Source organism: Chitinophaga niabensis, from assembly GCF_900129465.1.
GTDB classification, from domain to species: domain Bacteria; phylum Bacteroidota; class Bacteroidia; order Chitinophagales; family Chitinophagaceae; genus Chitinophaga; species Chitinophaga niabensis.
This window is the reverse complement of sequence record NZ_FSRA01000001.1, coordinates 3085282-3107399: the sequence shown is the minus strand read 5'-3', so window position 1 is coordinate 3107399 and position 22118 is coordinate 3085282. Positions and strand designations below refer to the sequence as shown.

Annotated in this window: 18 protein-coding genes; 10 read left to right on the top strand and 8 right to left on the bottom strand. The window is 46.9% G+C overall.

All coding sequences use genetic code 11. The features are described 5' to 3' along the window. Window positions 1–62: 62 nt before the first annotated feature. From BUR42_RS12215 to lpdA, 6 genes are all read left to right on the top strand, one after another. Window positions 63–692: a 4'-phosphopantetheinyl transferase family protein gene (locus tag BUR42_RS12215; RefSeq protein ID WP_074239501.1), complete on the top strand. Its 630-nt coding sequence runs from the start codon at window positions 63–65 to the stop codon at window positions 690–692. 53 nt (window positions 693–745) lie between these two features. Beyond that, window positions 746–1252 (top strand): shikimate kinase, encoded by a 507-nt coding sequence (locus BUR42_RS12210; protein ID WP_074239500.1) that lies wholly within the window; start codon window positions 746–748, stop codon window positions 1250–1252. Next, a complete protein-coding gene (locus BUR42_RS12205) occupies window positions 1245–1631 on the top strand; it encodes a DUF423 domain-containing protein (protein ID WP_074239499.1) in 387 nt (128 codons plus the stop codon). Before BUR42_RS12210 ends, BUR42_RS12205 begins: the two co-directional genes overlap by 8 nt. Before the next feature lie 19 nt (window positions 1632–1650). Continuing rightward, window positions 1651–4224, top strand: a complete 2574-nt coding sequence (locus BUR42_RS12200) for an FtsK/SpoIIIE family DNA translocase (RefSeq protein ID WP_074239498.1) — start codon at window positions 1651–1653, stop codon at window positions 4222–4224. 94 nt (window positions 4225–4318) lie between these two features. Next, a complete protein-coding gene (locus BUR42_RS12195) occupies window positions 4319–5002 on the top strand; it encodes an outer membrane lipoprotein periplasmic chaperone LolA1 (RefSeq protein WP_084185534.1) in 684 nt (227 codons plus the stop codon). A gap of 158 nt (window positions 5003–5160) precedes the next feature. Beyond that, window positions 5161–6567 (top strand): dihydrolipoyl dehydrogenase, encoded by a 1407-nt coding sequence (gene lpdA, locus BUR42_RS12190; protein WP_074239497.1) that lies wholly within the window; start codon window positions 5161–5163, stop codon window positions 6565–6567. Window positions 6568–6618: 51 nt separating this feature from the next. Here the strand turns inward: lpdA and BUR42_RS12185 are convergent, their stop codons facing one another. After that, a complete protein-coding gene (locus tag BUR42_RS12185; protein ID WP_234979662.1) occupies window positions 6619–9285 on the bottom strand; it encodes a S8 family peptidase in 2667 nt (888 codons plus the stop codon). Window positions 9286–9584: 299 nt separating this feature from the next. Here BUR42_RS12185 and BUR42_RS12180 point away from each other — a divergent pair, with 299 nt between their 5' ends. From BUR42_RS12180 to BUR42_RS12170, 3 genes are all read left to right on the top strand, one after another. Beyond that, window positions 9585–10415, top strand: a complete 831-nt coding sequence (locus BUR42_RS12180) for a M57 family metalloprotease (protein WP_074240569.1) — start codon at window positions 9585–9587, stop codon at window positions 10413–10415. Between the two features lie 82 nt (window positions 10416–10497). Beyond that, the gene (locus tag BUR42_RS12175; RefSeq protein ID WP_074239495.1) at window positions 10498–12696 is read left to right on the top strand and encodes a S46 family peptidase; all 2199 of its coding nucleotides are present in this window, start codon (window positions 10498–10500) and stop codon (window positions 12694–12696) included. A gap of 3 nt (window positions 12697–12699) precedes the next feature. Continuing rightward, window positions 12700–13596 (top strand): ThuA domain-containing protein, encoded by an 897-nt coding sequence (locus tag BUR42_RS12170; RefSeq protein WP_074239494.1) that lies wholly within the window; start codon window positions 12700–12702, stop codon window positions 13594–13596. A 17-nt stretch (window positions 13597–13613) separates the two neighbouring features. On the opposite strand, the gene BUR42_RS12165 is transcribed toward BUR42_RS12170, so the two are convergent. Next, on the bottom strand, window positions 13614–14516 hold the full coding sequence (locus BUR42_RS12165) for a class I SAM-dependent methyltransferase (RefSeq protein ID WP_074239493.1): 903 nt from the start codon (window positions 14514–14516) through the stop codon (window positions 13614–13616). 39 nt (window positions 14517–14555) lie between these two features. Further along, entirely contained in the window at window positions 14556–16109 is a 1554-nt protein-coding gene (locus BUR42_RS12160) for an acyl-CoA mutase large subunit family protein (protein WP_074239492.1), read from the bottom strand. Between the two features lie 55 nt (window positions 16110–16164). On the opposite strand from BUR42_RS12160, the gene BUR42_RS12155 reads away from it, so the two are divergent. Beyond that, window positions 16165–17064 (top strand): M23 family metallopeptidase, encoded by a 900-nt coding sequence (locus BUR42_RS12155; protein ID WP_074239491.1) that lies wholly within the window; start codon window positions 16165–16167, stop codon window positions 17062–17064. Between the two features lie 25 nt (window positions 17065–17089). Here the strand turns inward: BUR42_RS12155 and BUR42_RS12150 are convergent, their stop codons facing one another. From BUR42_RS12150 to groL, 5 genes are all read right to left on the bottom strand, one after another. Further along, the gene (locus BUR42_RS12150; RefSeq protein WP_074239490.1) at window positions 17090–17623 is read right to left on the bottom strand and encodes a DUF7935 family protein; all 534 of its coding nucleotides are present in this window, start codon (window positions 17621–17623) and stop codon (window positions 17090–17092) included. 115 nt (window positions 17624–17738) lie between these two features. Continuing rightward, window positions 17739–19169 (bottom strand): L-serine ammonia-lyase, encoded by a 1431-nt coding sequence (locus BUR42_RS12145; protein ID WP_074239489.1) that lies wholly within the window; start codon window positions 19167–19169, stop codon window positions 17739–17741. Window positions 19170–19265: 96 nt separating this feature from the next. Then, window positions 19266–19760: an FKBP-type peptidyl-prolyl cis-trans isomerase gene (locus BUR42_RS12140; RefSeq protein ID WP_084185532.1), complete on the bottom strand. Its 495-nt coding sequence runs from the start codon at window positions 19758–19760 to the stop codon at window positions 19266–19268. 28 nt (window positions 19761–19788) lie between these two features. Beyond that, window positions 19789–20304 (bottom strand): FKBP-type peptidyl-prolyl cis-trans isomerase, encoded by a 516-nt coding sequence (locus BUR42_RS12135; RefSeq protein WP_074239488.1) that lies wholly within the window; start codon window positions 20302–20304, stop codon window positions 19789–19791. A gap of 127 nt (window positions 20305–20431) precedes the next feature. After that, window positions 20432–22066 (bottom strand): chaperonin GroEL, encoded by a 1635-nt coding sequence (gene groL / locus BUR42_RS12130; protein ID WP_074239487.1) that lies wholly within the window; start codon window positions 22064–22066, stop codon window positions 20432–20434. Between the last annotated feature and the right edge of the window lie 52 nt (window positions 22067–22118).

Genomic DNA, 22118 nt, shown 5'->3' with positions numbered 1-22118 from the left:
TGTTTAGTAGGTTAGGCCAGTTGGGTATTTCCCATTAAATTCGCATTTAATGCGGCGAATTTATGCCATTAATACGAACGATACAAATAGATCAGGATACGAAGCTGGGAGTGTGGAAAATTGGTGAAGAAGAAGCATTCTTCAGAACAGCGGTAACCATTGAGCCCGAAGTGCATCACCCGCACAAACGCCTGCAGCATTTTGCCGGGAGGTATCTCTTAGTGGAGCTTTTCCCGGACCTACCCGTAAATGAGATAAGGATCATGGACAGCAGGAAACCCTATATTCCGGGAAATCCTTACCATTTTTCCATTTCCCATTGTGAGGATTTTGCAGCCGCCATTGTGAGCAGGCGGGAACATGTAGGCATTGATATTGAAAAAGTACAACCCAAGGTAGCGCGGGTTGCCCATAAATTCCTGGCGCCGAGGGAAGCCGAATTTTTATCTTCCGAAAACCAGCTGGCGCATCAAACCGTTTGCTGGTCTGCCAAGGAAGCGGTGTATAAATGGTATGGAATGGGAGGGCTGGATTTTAAGGCCAATATGCAGCTCCAGGTTTTTGCTTTCGGACAAACAGGTTTCCTTACCTGCGATTTTCTGAAAGGAGACCGGATCGCCACGCTGGACCTTCAGTATTTAATGGATAAAGACCTTTGCCTGGCCTGGGTGTCAGGGGAGAATAAAAAGTAATCGTGCAGAAGTAAAAAAGATTTTTTACTTTCTGCGCCGTAAAACTATCAGCTTTGAAACTATTTCTATTGGGTTTCATGGGAGCCGGAAAATCCTATTGGGGCAAACAATTGGCCATTCACTGGAACCTGCCGTATTTCGACCTGGATGAAGTGATCGTGGAAAGGGAAGGGATGTCTGTTGCCGATATCTTTAATCAAAAAGGCGAAGACTACTTCCGTAAAGCAGAAGGCAAAGTATTGCGGGAACTGGCCGCAGACAATGATTCCTTCCTGATCTCCTGCGGCGGGGGCACGCCCTGTTTTTCAGATACCATGGACTTTATGAATGAGGCCGGCACTACCATCTGGCTGAACCCTTCCCTGGAAGTAATGGTGGAACGCCTGCAAAGGAAACAATACAAACGCCCCCTTATACAGGACCTGGGAACAGAAGAGCTGATGTCTTTCACCGAAAAGAAATTAGCAGAACGCCAGCCCTTTTATGAGCAAAGTCAGATTATCATTAGTGAAGATGAAATAACTTTGGAGACCTTTGATAAACTGATCAACAATGCATAAAACATTTCTCGTTTGGGCAGCACTGTTAGGAGGCCTTGCAGTGATATTGGGCGCATTTGGCGCACATAAGCTGAAAGAACTCGTTCCTATGGAAACCGTAAGCACTTTCCAGACCGGTGTAACCTACCAATTTTATCATGTGTTTGCCCTCCTGGCTGTGGGTATTTTATATGCACATATTCCCACACCTCAACTTGTTTGGGCGGGCAGGTTTTTCCTGATAGGCATCCTGCTTTTCAGCGGCTCCCTGTACGCATTGACCCTGTTGAAAGCAACTGAAACCGTAGGGCTCAGAGGCATTGGTGCCATCACCCCCTTAGGCGGCCTGTTTTTTATTGCAGGATGGGTAGCATTGCTATTGGGCGTGCTCAGGAAATAAGTTACTTTTGATTTCGATTATGGCTGGAAACACACTGAAATCAGAAAAGAAAGAACCTAAAAAGAAGAAAGAGCAGCCACCAAATCCTGATGTACTCAAGCCCGATAAGGAGCCTGAAGTAAAAGTGAAGGAACTGGTGAAGGACGAGCGCACCCATAAAGTGCTTGGCGCTGTATTTCTTTTGTTAGCCCTTTATTGCTTTATTGCGTTCACTTCTTATTTATTTACCTGGGAAGAAGACCAGGACAAGGTTTTCCGTTATTCCTCGCAGGTGCTTTTCATGCACGAGATAGAGGTGGATAACCTCCTGGGCCGCTTAGGTGCCTTTACCTCCCATTGGTTCTTTTTCAAAGGTTTTGGTATTGCCTCTTACCTGTTCTGCTATTTCTTTTTCATTATTGGTATCAATTTCATTGTAGGCCGCCGCGTTTTCCGCATCTGGCGCAATGTGAAATATATCCTGTTCGGATTGCTGTTCATCAGTATGACCATGGCTTTCCTGTCAGGCAATGCCGCTTTCCCCTGGGGAGGAGCTTTGGGGGATAGCCTGAATAAATGGACCAGCGGGTTCCTGGGTAAAACCGGGGCCGGATTGTTACTGGTACTGGCAGGGCTAAGCTGGGTGATCTGGAAGTTCAATATTGATTTCAAATTACCGGAGCGTAAACCCAAACCGGTGAAAGAAGCTTTTGCCGGATTCGGGGAACCGGAGGAAGAAGAAGAACTGTTGCCGGTAAAACCGCCTGTTGAAGAAAAGAAGAATGCCTATAAAGGAGGTGAAAGCCTGGTAACACTGGTGCCGGTTGAGGAAGAAGAAGAGTTTGAGCAGGAATTGCAATTGATAGAGAAAGAAGAACCGGCTGCTTATGTACCGCCGGTAGCAGTGCCGGAACCACCTGCACCTGTTATTCCGGAAGTACCGGAACAGGAAGCGAAGATCTTTATCCAGGAAGAATTGCCTGTTACTCCGCCACCCGCCCGTAAAAAGAACGACACGGCAGAAGTTGCCTTTGAGATAAAACCTGTTTTTGAAGACCCGGATGAAGAAGCGATCGAAGAGCTGGAACCCGTGAGAGAACCGGTACTGGCTGATCCATATGAACCCACGCTGGACCTCAGGGATTACAAATACCCTACACTGGACCTGCTGGATAATCACGGCTCAGATAAGATTGTGCAGGATGCTTCCGAACTGGAACTGAACAAGAACCAGATCATAGACACGCTCAAGAACTACGATATTTCAATCCAGAAGATCAGTGCTACCGTTGGGCCTACCGTTACGCTCTACGAAATAGTACCGGCTGCAGGTGTGCGGATCTCCCGGATCAAAAACCTGGAGGATGATATTGCACTCAGCCTCTCTGCATTGGGTATCCGGATCATTGCGCCTATTCCGGGAAGAGGAACGATCGGTATTGAGGTGCCGAATGTGAAAAAGACCATCGTTTCCCTGCGGAACATGCTGGCCTCTGATAAGTTCCTGCATAGCCAGATGGACCTTCCCATTGCAATTGGTAAAAAGATCGATAACGAGAACTTTATAGCCGATCTGGCCAAGATGCCCCACTTGCTGATGGCGGGTGCTACCGGTCAGGGTAAATCTGTAGGTATTAATACCCTGCTTGTATCACTGTTGTTCAAAAAACATCCTTCCCAACTGAAGTTTGTACTGATAGATCCAAAGAAAGTGGAACTTTCCCTCTACAAGCTCATTGAAAAACATTTCCTGGCTAAATTGCCCGGGGAAGAGGATGCCATTATCACGGATACTAAAAAAGTGGTGCATACCCTCAATGCCCTGTGTATTGAAATGGACCTTCGCTACGATCTGCTGAAAGAAGCAGGTACCCGTAATATCCGCGAATACAACAAGAAATTCACGGAACGCCGCCTGAATCCATTAAAAGGGCACCGCTTCCTGCCATTCATAGTATTGGTGATAGATGAGTTTGCGGACCTGATCATGACGGCGGGTAAAGAGGTGGAAATGCCGATTGCACGGCTGGCACAGCTGGCACGGGCCATTGGTATTCACCTGATCATTGCCACGCAGCGTCCTTCTGTTAATATCATCACCGGAACAATTAAAGCAAACTTCCCCGCACGGATTGCCTTTAAAGTGTCGTCTAAAATAGACTCCCGTACGATCCTCGATATTGGCGGTTCCGAACAGCTGATAGGGCAGGGGGACATGCTGATCTCTTTCAACGGAGAGCTGGTGCGCCTGCAGTGTGCTTTTGTGGATACGCCGGAAGTAGAGCGGGTAGTGGAATTTATCGGGGAGCAGCGGGGTTATCCGGAAGCTTTCATGTTGCCGGAATATGTGGATGAAAAGGAAATGGAAGGCAAGGATTTCAGCCTGGCAGACCGCGATCCGCTGTTCGACGAGGCTGCCCGGGTGATCGTTCAGAACCAGCAGGGATCCACTTCCCTGTTGCAAAGAAGGATGAAACTGGGATACAACCGGGCCGGCAGGCTGATGGACCAGCTGGAAGCAGCAGGGATCGTAGGGCCTAACCTGGGAAGCAAGGCACGGGAAGTGAATGTTAAAACTGAGGCCGATCTGGAGGAAATCCTCGGCAGTATGTGATAAAAGAACGAGTTTTGCATTTCTTTAACAGCAGCCGTTAAACGATGCGGCACAACATTTGTCTTATACCCTATAACTGTAACACTTAAAAACTATGATGAAGAAGAAAACGGTATTGATGGGCATGGTCATGTTCGGAATGGCATTCAGCACCATGGCGCAAACCAAAACTCCTGTAGGCTCCCTGGGTCAGAACGATCCGAAGGCTAAAGTGGTGCTGGATAATGTGAGCAAGAAATTCAAATCGCTGAAATCTGTTATCGCCAATTTTATCCTGAAAGTAGAAGGTGCCAATAACAGCGTAACAGACTCCAAAAAGGGTTCTGTATATGTAAAAGGGCCTAAATATAAAGTGATCATGGGAGAACAGGAGATCATCAGCGACAATAAAACCTCCTGGACGTATGCCAAAGATGTGAACGAAGTGACCATTAACAATGTGGACCAGAGCAATACCAGCATGACGCCTGCCAAGATCTTCACCAATTTCTACGATAAGGATTTCCTGTACCGCCTCACCGGCGAAAGCACAGAGAAAGGTAAGGTGTTGCAGAACATTGAACTTACGCCTACAGATAAATCCAAAACCTTCTTTAAAGTACTGGTGGATGTGGACAAAAAGAACTCCACCCTGGCCCGTATGAAGGTATTTGAGAAAAATGGCAATAAATACACCTACGAGATCAGCAGCTTCCAGCCTAATGGCGCAGTAAGCGACGATCTGTTCACTTTCGATGCCAAAAAGTACCCTGGCGTGGAAGTAGTAGACCTCCGGTAGTATCAACGCTTTTTCCGATAGAAGAACGGCTCCCGCTAAGGGAGCCGTTTTCATTTACAGACAGCTATCTCCGGCAACTGTCATGTATCTGTATGAACTATCTAAACTTTACTTTTTTTTGCTACATTTGCCAAGTTTTATTATAAAAATCTAGCAATATGGCATACGACGTAATCGTAATTGGTAGTGGCCCCGGTGGATACGTGGCAGCTATCCGGGCATCTCAACTGGGATTGAAAACAGCCGTGGTAGAGAGAGAGAGTTTAGGCGGGATCTGTTTGAACTGGGGTTGTATCCCTACTAAGGCATTGTTGAAGTCCGCACAGGTAGCGGAATATATCCAGCATTCCAAGGATTACGGTATCACCGTGGGAGATTCTTCAGTAGATTTTGGCGCGGTGATCAAACGCAGCCGTGGTGCAGCTGATAAAATGAGCAAGGGCGTTACCTTCCTCCTGAAGAAGAACAAGGTGGATGTGATCATGGGCACTGGTAAGCTGAAGTCAAAAGGCCAGGTAGAAGTGACGGATAAAGACGGTAAAGTTGCCGTACATGAAGCAAAACATATCCTGCTGGCAACCGGCGCACGTTCCCGCGAACTGCCGAACCTGAAGATCGACGGTAAGACCGTGATCGGATACCGTGAAGCCATGAACCTGCCAAAACAACCCAAGAGCATGATCGTAGTAGGTTCCGGCGCTATCGGCGTTGAATTTGCTTACTTCTATCACTCACTGGGCACTAAAGTGACCATCGTTGAGTTCATGCCGCGCATTGTACCGGTAGAAGATGAAGATATCTCCAAAGAACTGGAAAAGATCTACAAGAAGAAAGGTATTGAGATCATGACCAACGCCAGCGTAGAAGCAGTGGAAAAGAAAGGCGACGGCGTGAAAGCGAAAGTGAAGACCGCCAGCGGCGAAGTTTTCCTGGAAGCAGATGTAGTACTGAGCGCTATCGGTATCACCGCTAATATTGAAAACCTTGGCCTGGAAGCTTTAGGCGTAAAAACAGATAAAGGCAAAGTATTGGTGGATGCTTACTACCAAACCAATGTTCCGGGCATTTATGCATTTGGAGACATGGTACCTGGTCAGGCACTGGCACACGTTGCATCCAAAGAAGGTATTGTTTGCGTGGAAGCGATCGCTTACAACGAAAAGAAATACGCGCACAAACCTACTCCGATCAATTATAATAACGTACCGGGCTGTACTTTCTGTGCACCTGAGATCGCCTCTGTAGGTTACACGGAGAAACAGGCTAAAGAAGCCGGTTATGAAGTGAAGGTGGGTAAATTCCCATTCACGGCTTCAGGTAAAGCAGTAGGTGCAGGCGCAACAGAAGGTTTCGTAAAAGTGATCTTTGATGCTAAGTACGGCGAATGGCTGGGTACACACATGATCGGCGCTAACGTAACAGAAGCGATCGAACAAACTGTAACAGCACGCACACTGGAAACTACATGGCAGGAAGTGCTGAACAGCATTCACCCGCATCCAACCATGAGCGAATCTGTAAAGGATGCCATTGAAGTGGCTTACGGCGAAGCAATTCACCTGTAATTGAATATTATTGGAATAAAAAAGGGCGCTCTGCACAGGGCGCCCTTTTTGTTATAGCTTAATGAACTTTGCACTGAATACCTTCCTTCCTGATCCATAGATCACGCACCAGTAATTTCCTGCGGGCAGCCCATGCAGCGGAATGTCCTGCAATAAGTTCACCAGCAGCGTTTGTTTCACTACCCGGCCATTCCCGTCAATGATGTGCAGCGTTCGCTGCCCCAGATCACGACTGAGTACATTCAATACATTTGTTGCGGGATTAGGGAACAGCAGGTACCTGTCGTTTGTCAGTACCTGTACAGGTACCACATCTGAATACATCACTTTCCCATCTGTTGTTTCCAGTTTTGCCCGGTAATACACAATGCCTTGTATGGGTGAGGCATCAATGTAGGTGTATGTTGTGCTGTTGTTGGTGGTATTGCCTGCTATTCTCTCCTGCTCTCTTTCCCAGGAGATGCTCTTTAGTTTGTAAGTGCTGCCCAGCTGCAATTGTAACTGTACGCGTTTATCATCTGTAAGGTCTGCTGTAAAGGAGAGGATGTAACATTGCAGGGCCTGGTTGGTATAGTCTATGGCCGTACTCCGTGGACCTTCTGTTCCATTCACAGCACTTACAGCAAAATGATGCGTGCTGATGGCTGCTTTGGAAAGCACCATCAAAGTATCGCGTGTTTCGCGATATAAGGTCATATACGGGCCGTTCAATGCATATACCCTGTAAGTAGCTGCGCCGGGAATTTTATTCCAGTAAATAAGCGCAGAATCTGTACAATCAAATCCCGCATGTAACGTAAGGGAAGGGGCAAGCAGGAAGGGATCACTGATGAATGTTTGGGAGGCTGTTTCCATTTTAAATAACACGTTGCCGAAGATGTTGGGCGCTGCCCAGCTGAAACGCCCGCTTTCCACGGTGGCGTCTGTTGTTAGCGGTTGCCAGCTAACGCCGTTGTTCAGGCTATAAGAGATATTCCCTTTGCCGGTGATGTTTGTTTTCCATTGGAGCCTTTCTGCTATGGGTGGTTCCCAATCGAAGGATAACAATGGGGTGAGCTGCCAGGCAAGGTGGAATTTTTGTATGGCTGTTGTGATGTTGTATCCTTTTACATGGATCGTGTAGGTACCGGCAGCAGGTAATGCTACATATACCTGTTCCACATTGTTTAAACTATCTCTTCCGGTACGGGCATTTTTGCGCAATGAATCCAGGTGAGGGGCTGTACTCAGGATCCATGGTTCATAACGGTTCCCGGCTGCATCTGTTACCCAAAGGTCCAGATCGTTGATCAATGCCCGTGCGCTGTTTACAGTGGCGGGAGGATCAGTATAACACATGGTAACCTTCAATGCATATGCAGCTTCGGGTACATTCAGCGTTTGCGTGTATACTGATCCGTTAGTAACATGGGCTGCCGCAAATCTTTGTTGTGTGATGGTGTTTACAGCCTGCCATGCATTCAGGGCACCGAAACCACTGCTGTGATCCACACCAGGGTGGTCAATATCATCGGCGCTGTTGATCAGTATGGCTTTTAATAGGGATGCAGGTGGTATGTGCTGAAAAGCAAGTTTATACTGTTCCTGTAATAAAAGACCGACGCCGGAAACAAGTGCTGCAGCACCGGAAGTTCCATCTTCTCCATAAGCTACCAGTTCCGGTTTCACTCTTCCATCAAAAGCAGGTCCTTTGGAACTGGCCACCGGTATATTGTTATCTCCATCCGTACCACCTATCACCAAAAGATTTTTGGCCTGTTTGAAAGTGCCGGACAGGTTGGCAAAACCTGTTATGCCATTGTAAAGCCCTGCATTGGGTGTTTGTACACCAATGTTGCCGGAAGAAAAAACATGCAGTAAGGTATCGGTGTTAAAGATCTGTTCATCATATGCTGCTGCTTCCAGCCCATAGTTATTTTCAATACCCACTCCATAGGAATGATTTTGCAGCGCAATATTGTTTTGACTGAAATAAGGAACCGCATCGGGGAAGAGGTTCTTAAAATCCGAAGAGGCCAGTTGCGCTTTCTTTGCAACACCCGTTCCGGAAGGGGCTGAGTTTCCTGCACCTGCAATGAGTGTAGCCATGATGGTTGCATGCGGGGCTATAACGGTGGCTGCTAAAGAACCGGGTACATAACGTTGCAGCAGGTCCAGGTCCAGTGTATCGTATAATGTTTCTTTGAGGGAAACGCGCATGCCTTCTCCCTGTAAAGCAGGTATGCGTTGCTGTAGTGTAGTAATAGTATTTAATGTAGCATTGGCCGTATTGATCATGATCTCCGTTGTGGGTGAACGGGGAATATCTGCAAACTGTATGGAAGGTTGTGCAATGAATGTTTGCCAGTCTTTTTTCGCTACCCTCAGAACTGTATGAGGCTGCACCATCAATTCAATACTATCTTCCGGCTGCAGGGCTTCCAGTTTATTTAACAAAGCATCAGATGCTTTCCAGTTATTGTTAGCCCGCCATACTTTAACAGTAGTATCTGCTGGTAACTGTTTTACAATATGCTCCAGTGCATTGATAGACCGAACTAATTGCAATCGATGCAAAACTGATTCGCCGGGAAAGGCAGAAAATTTTACAACATAAAATGAACTGGCGCCGCGTTGGTAAGATGTATCTTCAGAAAGGATAACAAACCGCCGCGATTGAGCGATGGTGGCAGATGGAGCGATGATAGCCCATATGCAGAGGGTTAAGAGAAAATACAAATAGGGTATTGGGCGATACATGAGCTAAAGCTATCAAATTTTTTTTATCAGTAAAAAAAATAGTATTATTGAAAATAGAAAGACCGTTTCCAAAATCACCAGACAGAGAGCAACATATCTAAACATCGTCAAGAGCAAACAGAATTCAAAATCTAAACATATGCATTAACCCGTAGACGCTTAACCAGCGCCCGTTATTCTTTTTTTCGCCATCTGGTAAAACCTTGTTTTTCTGTGCTTATATACAGCACGGCATGAGCATCTTTTATTCACAAACCAAAACCCAAAATCTGAGTGCTATGAAAAAGCAAACAAGATCTATCCTGTTATGCCTGTTCATGATGGCAGGTATCGTTATTGCTTCTTGTCAGAAAGAAGCCACCAAAGCAGAACCTGCACCATCTGAAATTCCCCGGCAGGTACAGGACCTTATTAAATCAAGAGGTTTCAGCACGGAAAATGTACGCAATTACAATGGCGGTTATCTTATTGAAGGAGACATCTTCCTGGATAAGGAAACTCTCGCTGCAGAAACTTCCACGCCTAACCTGCGCATCGCAGAAGTAGAACAGTACCGCACCAATAACCTGGTGAGGAATCTGCCCCGCGTGATCAAAATTAAAGTAGTGAACCTGGGTAATGCCTTCATTCAGGGTACTGACCTGGCTATTTCACGTTACAATGCATTGGGATTATCCCTCACTTTCCAACGTGTTACTTCAGGTACTGCGAATGTAACCATCCAGGGATTCTATGAAGGGCCCAGCGGCGGTTTTATTACACTGGGTTACGCAGGATTTCCCACCAGTAGCGGTAATCCCTACAACAGCATCAGTATGAACACACATCCGCAGGCCTATGGGTCCAATCCTAATGTGAATTATGTGGGTTCTGTTATTCAGCATGAACTGGGGCATTGTATCGGCTTCCGCCATACAGACTACATGAACCGCGCTTACAGCTGCGGCAGCAGTGGTGCCGGTAATGAAGGTGCCGGCAGTATTGGTGCCGTACACATTCCCGGAACACCAACCGGCCCTGATGCCGGCTCCTGGATGCTGGCCTGCTCCAATGGCGGTAACCGTACCTTCAACACAAACGACAAGGTGGCGCTGAATTACCTCTATTAATGAAAGAAAGGGATGTAAGGTGTTGGGCCTTACATCCTCTTTTTTCCCTAAATTGCCGCTTTGATTCACCAAACACAATCATATGAGGCAACTTTTAGGGAAGTACCTGTTGTTACCGGTATTGTTCTTCACCCATCTTTCTGCACATGCCACGGAAGGTATGTGGTTACCCCAGCTGCTTAACAGGCTGAATGAAAAGGAGATGAAAGGAATGGGCATGAAGATCAGCGCCGCCGATATCTACAGCCTGAACAAAGGCAGCCTGAAAGATGCCATCGTAAGCTTCGGCGGTTTTTGTACCGGTGAGATCATTTCTTCCCAGGGCCTCCTCTTAACCAATCACCACTGTGGTTATGATGCTATTCAAAAACATTCTTCCCTGCAGGATAATTACCTGGACAATGGTTTCTGGGCACGTAATAAACAGGAAGAATTACCTAATCCCGGTTTAACCGCTACTTTTATAGTAAGGATAGAAGATATCACACAGCAGGCTTTGCAGGGTGTTACCGGAAGCCTGAATGAAAGGGAGAGACAATCTGCCATAGACAAGAACCTCAATACCATCCGCACAAATGCGAAAAAGGAAAGTTACCAGGACCTGGTGATCAAACCTTTCTTCGATGGCAATCAATATTTCCTTTTTGTAACAGAAACCTATAAAGATGTACGCCTGGTAGGTGCGCCGCCCTCTTCCATCGGTAAGTTTGGAGCAGATACTGATAACTGGGTATGGCCACGCCATACAGGAGATTTTTCGATCTTCCGGATCTATGCCGGTAAAGACAACCTGCCCGCAGAATTTTCAAAGGATAATGTGCCCCTGAAACCCAAACACTTCCTGCCTATTTCGCTGGATGGTATTGCTTCCAATGATTTTACCATGGTATTTGGTTTCCCCGGCCGTACGAATGAATACCTGCCCTCAGAAGCCATGAAGCTCACGGTGGAAGGCCAGGACCCTGCTCGTGTTCAAATGCGCGATGCGGCCCTGAAAGTGATAGATGGTTTTATGCGGAAGGATGAACAGATCAAAATTCAATACGCCGCAAAATATGCCAGCACTGCCAATGCCTGGAAAAAATGGATAGGAGAGATGCAGGGTGTACGCCAGACAGGTGGTATCCAGCGTAAACTGCAACAGGAAGCCCGCTTCCGGCAACTGGTACAGGCCAATCCTGTTTACCGTGCAACCTACGGAGGACTGCTGGACTCTCTCAACAACCTCTATAAAGAAGGAGCGCCTGCCACTATCGCACGTGATTATTACACAGAACTGTTACGCAGTACAGAGTTGTTAGGTTTCGCAAATGGCCTCATCTCCTTACTACAGGAAACCAGGCTGAAAGGGGAAGAGAACTACGCACAGCTCAGGCAGCAATTCCTGGATAAAGTAAAACCGCAATACCAGAACTACAATAACAATGTAGACCGCGAAGTAGCTGTAGCACTGCTGGACATCTATTTCAAGGAAGTACCTTCCAATAAAATAGGTGGAGAAGCCTACCAGATCTGGATGGAAACAAATAAGGACGGAAGGACCACGGCCAATAAAATGTATGATCAATCTGCCTTAACCAGCTATGATAAGCTGGAAGCCTTCCTGAACAAACCTTTCAAAAGTGTTTCAGAAGAAGTATGGAAAGACCCTGCTACCCGCTTAATGATAGGTTTAAGGAATGGTTATATCGATTTCATCAACAAACCCTATGATGCCCTGCAGCCTGAAATTAACCGCCTGCAACGCCAATACATGCAGGCGCAAATGGATGTGATGAAAGACAAACGGTTCTACCCAGATGCCAATAGCACACTCCGTATCACCTATGGAAAAGTGAACGGTTATAATCCCCGTGATGCAGTGACCTATGATATTTCCACTACACTGGATGGCGTAATGGAAAAGTACAAACCCGGCGATTATGAATTTGATGTACCCGAAAAACTGCGCGACCTGTATGCAAAGAAAGATTACGGGCAATACGGAGCAAACGGCAAAATGCCGGTATGTTTCATTGCCTCCAATCATACTACCGGTGGTAATTCCGGCAGCCCTGCGCTGGATGCCTATGGCAACCTTATCGGTCTTAATTTCGACCGTACATGGGAAGGCACCATGAGTGATATTAACTACGATGCTACCATTTGCAGGAACATCATGGTAGATATCCGGTATGTACTATTCATCGTGGACAAATTCGCAGGGGCTAAACATCTGATTGAAGAATTGAAACTGGTGCATCCAAAGAAGGGAAGCGTACCACTGAAAAAAGCCTCTTAAAGCATGAAATACCTGGCCTGCATTTTCTTTGTCTTTTTTTCATTTCAGAAAGAACAACCGATCCCTGTGCTGATCATAGACGGGTTCAGTAATCACGACTGGAAGCAAACCAGTGAACTGACAAAACGTATACTGGAAGAAAGCGGGCGCTTTAAAGTGGATATTGTTACCGTTGTGCCGGATAGTGCATGGGAACCGTCATTTAAAAAATATGCGGTAGTGATCCAGAACACCAATAATGTTTTTAACCTGGCCTTACGCTGGCCACGGAATGCAGAGCTGGCGCTGGAAGATTATGTGCGGAAAGGCGGTTCTTTATATGTGCTTCATTCAGGTAATAATGCCTTCCCACATTGGGAAGGATACAATAAGATGATCGGGATCGGCTGGCGTTCCAGAACTACCGGTTATGCTATTGAGATCGACAGTAATAAACATATTGTACGGATACCTCCCGGAGAAGGAGAGGGAACGGGGCATGGCAGCAGGTTCAATGCAGTGGTGCAGGTCCTGGACCGGCATCCGGTCAATAAGGGTTATCCTGCCCGGTGGAAAACGGCTTCTACGGAAGTGTATAACTATCCCCGCGGGCCTGCTGAAAATCTTACGGTATTATCCTTTGCCTATGATAGTTCTGCAACACATAAAATGTGGCCGGTTGAATGGATCGTGAAATATGGAAAGGGGCATGTATATAGTTCAAGCATGGGCCATCTCTGGAAAGGGGAGACCTATCCCCTGAGTTACCGGTGTATTGGCTTTCAGACAACGATGATCAGGGTAACAGAATGGCTGGCAACAGGTAAAGTAACTTATCCGGTACCGGCTAATTTTCCTACGGCAGATGAGATCAGCCTGAGGGATGAAGAAGATTATCCAGATAAAAAGCCGGCAAATTGAGTTGCCGGCTTTTTATCTTATTCTTCTTCAGCTTTACATTCATACACGATAGAACTGCACTTCTCCACATGCCTCCAGGCCTTCCAGTAAGAACGTAATCCGTTCCAGCCTCCTTTGATCATTCCATTACCACCATGTTTATTTTTCTCACTCAGCAGGCTCACATAAAAAGCATCAAATACCATGGGGTGTTTTTGGTCAATGCGGATCTTATGTTCGTGTAACAACATATCCATGGATTGCGGAGAAAAGTGATAAAGATGCCTGGGTACATCATATGCAGCCCAATCCTGCCCATAGATGCGGGCATCGGTGGAAGTATAATTTGGTACGGCTATGAGTAAGGCGCCGCCTGGTTTTAAGAGCTTGCGGATCTGTTCAATATAACCATGGAGGTTATGTACATGTTCCAGTACATGCCACATGGTAATGCAATCAAACTGGGCAGGTGCTAAAGTGAAGAGGTTTTCTACAGAACTGGATTCAACATTGTAGATCTCTTTTGCATTTTGCCTGGCGCCTGCATCCGGTTCCAGCCCTGTTACTTCCCAACCCAGCTGTTTCATGTAATGCAGGAAAGCGCCGGTGCCGCTACCGATATCCAGCAGGCTGCCCTGCTTTACGCCGGATGCGGATTTTACCCAATTCTGTTTGGAGCGCATGGTGATCTTACGTACACTATGATAGAGGCGGTTGATCAGGCCTTCGCGTGTTTCTGAATGGGAAATGTATTCGGATGACTGGTAATATTGACCGATGTTGTTGATATCAGGAACGTCCTGGGTAAAGCGGCCGGTGCATACGGCACACTCCCAGATGTCGAAACTCTTTTTAGATACGGTATAGTCCCTGGCTGTTATTTTGCTGCTGATCTTTTCCGATCCGCAAACAGGACACTGTTGGTAATTAATTAGACTCATGGTAATGGTTAAGCTAAAAGCTGCTGCAAGATAATCAAATTATATCCCCCTGTACTCACCCCATACTTTACGCAGGGCATCTGCAATTTCCCCCAGGGTACAGAAATTTTCTACGGCTTCCACTACCAGCGGCATCAGGTTTTCTGTGGTAAGCGCACGTGCTTCCAGTGCCGTGAGCAGGGCATGGGCTTTTTCGTTATCCCTCCGGGCACGCAGGGAGGCCAGTTTCTCTGATTGCACTTTGCGGATGCTGTCGTCTATACGGAATACATCTCCATCCGGTTCTTCCTGCACTACAAATTTATTCACGCCTACGATCACCTTTTCGCCGTTCTCGATCTCTTTCTGGTATTGATAAGCACTGCGTGCAATTTCATCCTGGATGAATCCCTGTTCAATGGCGCTCACGGAACCTCCCATCGCATCGATCTTTTCTATGAGCTGCCATGCTTTTGTTTCCACTTCTTTGGTGAGGCTTTCCACATAGAAAGAACCGGCAAGCGGATCAACGGTATCTGCAATGCCGCTTTCGTACCCGATGATCTGTTGCGTACGCAATGCAATGCGGGCGGCAGCTTCCGTAGGTAAAGAGATGGCTTCATCGTACCCGTTGGTATGGAGGGATTGTGTGCCGCCTAAGGTGGCAGCAAGGGTTTGAACAGCTACCCTTACGATATTGTTATGTGGTTGCTGTGCCGTTAAAGTACTGCCACCCGTTTGGGTATGGAAGCGCAGCATCTGTGCTTTCGGATCAGTAGCCCCTAACGCTTTTGTGATATGTGCCCACATGTTCCGCGCTGCACGGAACTTGGCTACTTCTTCAAAGAGATGATTATGAGCATTGAAAAAGAAACTCAAACGTTTTGCAAATACGTTGATGTCCAGGCCCTTTTCCAATGCGGCTTTCAGGTAGGCCTTGCCGTTGGATAAGGTGAAAGCCAGCTCCTGCACAGCATTGGCACCTGCTTCCCGGATATGATAACCACTGATGGAAATGGTATTCCATTTGGGTACTTCGCGGCTGCAATAATCAAAGATGTCTGTGATCAGCCGCATAGATGGTTGCGGCGGATAGATGAAAGTGCCGCGCGCCGCATATTCCTTGAGTATATCATTCTGAATAGTGCCGGAGATCTGTTTCAGATCGGCACCCTGTTTTTTGGCGAGCGCGATATAAAAGGCAAGGAGTATAAAACCTGTAGCGTTGATGGTCATGGAGGTGGATACTTTTTCCAGGTCTATCCCGGAGAACAGTATTTCCATATCTTCAATGGAATCTATGGCCACACCTACTTTTCCTACTTCTCCTTCTGCCATGGCATGGTCAGAATCATATCCTATCTGGGTGGGCAGGTCAAAAGCCACACTAAGGCCCATTACGCCCTGGCTGAGCAGGTAATGGTAACGCTTGTTGGATTCTTCCGCAGTGCTGAAACCAGCATACTGCCGCATGGTCCAGAGTTTATCCCGGTACATGGAAGCGTGGATGCCTCTTGTAAAAGGAAAACTGCCGGGCATTTCCTCCATCGGTACGGGATTGGTATAGAGTGGCTGAATAACTATGCCTGAATCGGTACTGATCTTCTTTTCCATATTTACAATGTTACTTTAAAAACGATAAATTGCGATAAAATTTGTTGCGCTGGCTATGATCACTTATTTGTTACTGGGCTTTACGGTAGGATTGGCAATGCTGAGCATTTTCCTTTTTTACAGGGCTACCCGGCAGCCTTTAAAAGATGCCGTCTTTACAGCAGCACTGTCTGTTTCAATGGCGGTGTTCATTTACCTCTTTGGTACCTGGGTGTTCCTGAGCATTTATTGCAAGTTTGCTTTCGGGATCATATACCTGTTACTGGCGCTGCTGTTCTTATGGAAACGGCAGGTAAAGCTCCGTACAGGGGCTGTATGGTATAAGGTTGTTTTGACCATTTTGCTGGGCACTGCCAGCATTTTATATTTCACCGGCACAACAGGCACACCGCAAACTGTTGAACTTGATTTTCCGCTTAAAAAAGGGCGTTATTTTGTTTTACAGGGTGGGAAGGGATTACCTACCAATATCTTCCATTTCAGCTTACGCGGCGCCATCTATGCCATGGATATTATTAAGCTCAACAAGGATGGCACAAGGGGCAACCACATCTTTTCGAAGGACCTGGAGGATTATGCTATTTACGGGGATACCATATACAGCCCCTGCGCAGGAAAAGTGATCCGTGCTTACGGCGGTAACCCGGATAATATTCCACCCAATATGCAAAGGGGGCCAAAGAATACAAATATGGTGCTGATAGAAACAGATTCCTTTTATGTGTTTATGGGACATCTGAAAAAGGATGGAGTGTTTGTGCAGGAAGGGGATACGGTAGTAACAGGGCAGCCGCTGGGAAGAGTAGGGAATTCAGGGTTCAGTACGGAACCGCATCTGCACATCCAGGTACATGCAAAACAGCAAAGGGCCTGGTATGCTTCCACACCGCTTTATATTCACTTTAACGGAAAAGGATACCTGCTCAATGAAGTGATCAGGGAGAAGAATTTATAAGGGGCCTTTTTCTCAGCCCCCTTAATTATTGCATTAATTTTTTAGCTTCCGCATTGATGATCTCTGCCGCAATCTCTGCAGGGGATTCTTTCTGTGCCATGAACAACTCCAGCAGCTGCTTATTCAGCTCAATGGCATTTGCATCCGGCGGCAGTTTCAGTGCCACCTGGTTGATGATGGAAATAGTCTGTTCCTTTACGGTTTTAACCGCTTCCCAGGCAGCTGCCGTTACATAGATCTGCTGGGATACATTATGATCATATTCAGACTTAATGCTTGATACCATGCCTATCTGCATGTCCAGTACGGAAAAACCGGGCTGATTGATGCGGCTGATCAGGCTTTGGGGAGAAATGCGCTCCACGAACAATACGATCCGCTCATATGCCTGTAATTGTAAAGGCAGTATTACTGATTGCTGGTCATTGGAGGGGTTGGAGGATGACTTGGGTTTGCTGTCTGACTTTCCGGGCTTTTTCAGGTCCTTCAGCGTCCAGATCACCAATACCACGGCACCGGCAATGATAAATATAAACAGCAATTCCTGGGTAGTAGGCATAAATGAATAGATTTTATAAATACAAATATAATAGTAATTTATTATTTGTAACTATTAATTAAAATAGCGTTCCGCCAGGTACGAAACGCTATTATACAATGATTTATTGGCTATATCAGCACTCTGGCAAACTGAGCGGAATATTAACCGCCAGGCCGCCATCGGAAGTTTCTTTGTACTTGGAGTTCATGTCCAGCGCGGTATCCCACATGGTTTTTACCACGGCGTCCAGGGAAACTTTGGCCAGTTCGGGGTTGCTTTGCAGGGCCAGCTGGGAAGCCGTGATGGCTTTAATAGCCCCCATGGTGTTCCTTTCAATACAGGGGATCTGTACCAGGCCGCCGATCGGGTCGCAGGTAAGGCCAAGATGGTGTTCCATGGCTATTTCGGCAGCCATCAGTACCTGCCTTTGGGAGCCACCCAAACATTCTGTGAGGGCTGCTGCGGCCATAGCGGAAGATACACCTATCTCTGCCTGGCAGCCTCCCATAGCGGCTGAAATGGTGGCGCGCTTTTTAAAGATACTGCCTACTTCAGAAGCGGTGAGCATGAACTGGATGATCTTTTCAGGATGTAATCCATCGCAGAAAGCAATGTAGTATTGCAATACAGCGGGGATCACTCCTGCTGCACCATTGGTGGGAGCAGTGACCACCCTGCCAAAAGAAGCATTCTCTTCATTCACGGCCAGGGCAAAACAGCTCACCCAGTCCAGCGTATAGGAGAAATGATTGCCACCGGCGCGGATGGCATCTATCCAGGAGTTATAGTCTGTATACGTTCTGCCCTGCAGCAATTTTTTATTCAGTGCGGCGGCCCTTCTGCCTACTTTCAGGCCTCCGGGTAATTCTCCTGTAGTGTGGCAGCCGCGGTAAGTGCATTCCTGCATTACCTGCCATATTTTAAGCACCCCTTCTTTTGTTGCTGCTTCACTGCGCCAGGCCTGTTCATTTTCCATTACTATCTCAGAAATGGAGAAACCTGTTTTAATGCAGAATTGCAGCAGCTGGCGGGCTGTATCAATAGGGAAGGGCAGTTCCACGCCGCCGTTACCGGCTCCTTTTTCTTCACCTTCTTTCACTACAAAACCGCCGCCGATGGAATAAAAGGTGGAAGCCGTCTGATCTCCGTTCTCTAATGTTACGAGGAAAGTGAGTGCGTTAGGGTGGAAAGGAAGGGATTCGTCGTAGAGGAACTCAATATCGTTCAGGGGATCAAAATCTATTTCGTACCTGCCTGCCAGTGGTAGTTTGCGGTGGCGGCGGATGCCATCTATTTTAGATCCGATCTGGTTTACGTCGAAGGTAACGGGATCATCTCCGCAAAGCCCCAACTGCACGGCGATATCTGTTCCGTGCCCATGGCCTGTTTTGGCCAGTGAACCATAAAGCAGCACGGCCAGGTTCTTTACCTGTGGCAGTTTGCCTGCGGCCTGCAGATCATCAATGAAGCGCATGGCTGCACGCCATGGGCCTAAGGTGTGTGAGCTGGAAGGTCCTACGCCGATCTTAAAAATATCAAATACGGATATGCACTCGTGTGGCAAAACTATCAGGTTTAGTATTCAAAGTTAAGGTAGAAAAAATAAATCCCGCCTTTGCGGGGCGGGACCTATTTATGATAGTATGATGATAATTCTCCTTTAAAAGTAGAAGTCGTGCAGTGTTACGGTAAAGATCAGCACAGAATTGGCAGGAATACTTCCGGTAGGGAAATTCTTATAACCCATGGCAGAAGGTACAAATAACTGGATCTTATCGCCTTTGGAGATCTTCCGGAGGCCAATCTGCCAGCCTGTTATCAGTTCCCGTAAACGGTAATCGCTTAAAGTGGTCCTGGTGCCGGAATCAAAAGTGGTACCATTCAGTAATTTTCCTTCGTAGGTAATGTTCATCCTTTCGTTCAGCTCAATGGTATCGCCGGGAGTAGTGCCACGTTCCAGGATCTTGTAATGCAAAGCAGTAGTGTCGTCTTTTACGGTGCCGGTGATATTATTGTTGGCAATAAAGTCGGTGATCAGCTTTTCGTCAGTAGCCGCCTGTTTAACAGGGTCAAAAGGCGTATCGTCCTTTTTGTTACATGCTGCAAAAGCAGTGATCGCTAACAGGCTCAGGAGCCAGAAATAGTGTCTCTTCATACGTTTATTTAAAATGATAAGTTACAGGTTATTTAAAGTCCACCAGGGTGATATCACATTCAAGGATAGCATTAGGAGGAATACTGGGAGGAACGCCCACTGGCCCGAAAGCAAGTGAGGAAGGAATATACAGGATGATCCTGCCTCCTTTGGTGATAAGTGTGAGCCCTATCTGCCATCCGATAATATGGTCCTTTAAAGGGCGGTTATCGAATGAGGTGGGGAGGTTTTGGGAAGATTCAATTACTTTATCGTACCCAAAGAGAGACCTGGTATATACAATAGATGGGATGCTGGTGGGTTTGATGGTATCCCGGCCATTTCCGGGCTCTATGATCTTGTAGCCGATTCCGCTTTGATGATACAAAACGCCGGAATCCTGTCCTTTTGCCTTGAGGCGGTACTTGATGAATTCCGTTTCTTTCAGAAGGTCCATAAAGACTGCATCTGCAGACAGGTCCTGGGTTTTAGCACAGGAGCCAAGCAGTACGGCCAGGCAGCAGGCCAGCAGGAGGTGTAAATGAAAGGATTGTTTATTTATCATGCCTGTTCTCCAAATATTTGTCAAAAATACAATAGTTAAACGGGCTAAACGGACAGAAAGTTACAATATAAAAAAATCCCGCTCCGGGAAGACCGGAGCGGGATGTATGTTGTTGAGCTGGACAATCTTAGTAGTCCATACCCATTCCACCACCATGGCTATGAGCCGGAGCAGCAGACTTAGGTTCTGGTTTGTCAGCGATCACACATTCAGTGGTCAGCAGCATACCAGCGATGGATGCAGCATTTTCCAGTGCGATGCGGGTTACTTTGGTTGGGTCAATTACACCTGCAGCCAGTAATTTTTCAAATACTTCTGTACGGGCATTGAAACCATAGTCACCTTTACCTTCTTTTACTTTCTGAACGATGATAGAACCTTCGATACCTGCGTTAGCAGTGATCTGGCGCAGCGGCTCTTCGATAGCGCGGCGAACGATCTGGATACCGGTTTGTTCGTCTTCGTTAGCACCTTTCAGTTTTTCGAGAGATTCGATAGAGCGGATGAAAGCAACACCACCACCAGCAACGATACCTTCTTCAACGGCAGCGCGGGTAGCGTGTAAAGCATCGTCCACACGGTCTTTCTTCTCTTTCATTTCCACTTCAGTAGCAGCACCTACGTACAGTACGGCAACACCACCGCTCAGTTTAGCGAGGCGTTCCTGCAGTTTCTCACGGTCATAATCGGAAGTGGTTGCTTCGATCTGAGACCTGATCTGACCGATACGAGCCTGGATATCAGCTTTTTTGCCTTTACCACCTACTACGGTTGTGTTGTCTTTATCGATAGTTACGGATTCAGCGCGGCCCAGGTAAGTGAGGTCTGCGTTTTCCAGTTTGTAACCTTGTTCTTCGCTGATAACGATACCTGCTGTGAGGGTAGCAATATCCTGCAGCATTTCCTTTCTTCTGTCGCCAAAGCCGGGAGCTTTCACAGCAGCTACTTTCAGGGTACCGCGGAGTTTGTTCACTACCAGGGTAGCCAGTGCTTCACCTTCCAGATCTTCAGAGATGATCACGAGGGGAGCGCCTTGTTGTGCTACTTTTTCCAGGATGTGGAGGATGTCCTTCATGGTGCTGATCTTCTTATCGTAGATCAGGATGTAAGGATTTTGCAGTTCAGCCTGCATCTTCTCACTGTTAGTGATGAAGTAAGGGGAGAGGTAACCACGATCGAATTGCATACCTTCTACTACTTCTACAGTAGTTTCAGTGCCTTTCGCTTCTTCAACGGTGATAACGCCGTCTTTAGTTACTTTGTTCATTGCCTGAGCGATCAGTTTACCGATCTCAGCATCGTTATTAGCGGAGATAGAAGCAACCTGTTCGATCTTTTTATTGTCGTTACCAACTTTTTCTGATTGTTTCTTCAGGTTTTCAACAACAGCTTTTACAGCTTTGTCGATACCGCGTTTCAGATCCATTGGGTTAGCACCTGCTGCTACGTTCTTCAGCCCTTCGCCGATGATAGCCTGAGCCAGAACAGTTGCAGTAGTGGTACCGTCGCCGGCGAGGTCAGCAGTTTTGGAAGCTACTTCTTTCACCATCTGTGCACCCATGTTCTCGATAGGATCTTCCAGTTCGATTTCTTTTGCTACAGTTACACCGTCTTTAGTAACGCCGGGTGCACCGAATTTCTTTTCGATCACCACATTGCGGCCTTTAGGACCGAGGGTCACCTTCACCGCATCTGCCAGGGTATCTACGCCCTTCTTCATTTTGTTGCGGGCGTCTGTATTAAAGAATATTTGCTTTGCCATATGAGTATTTGTTTTCTTGGACGTTGTTTTTGTGGAAAAATGGTAATGAGAT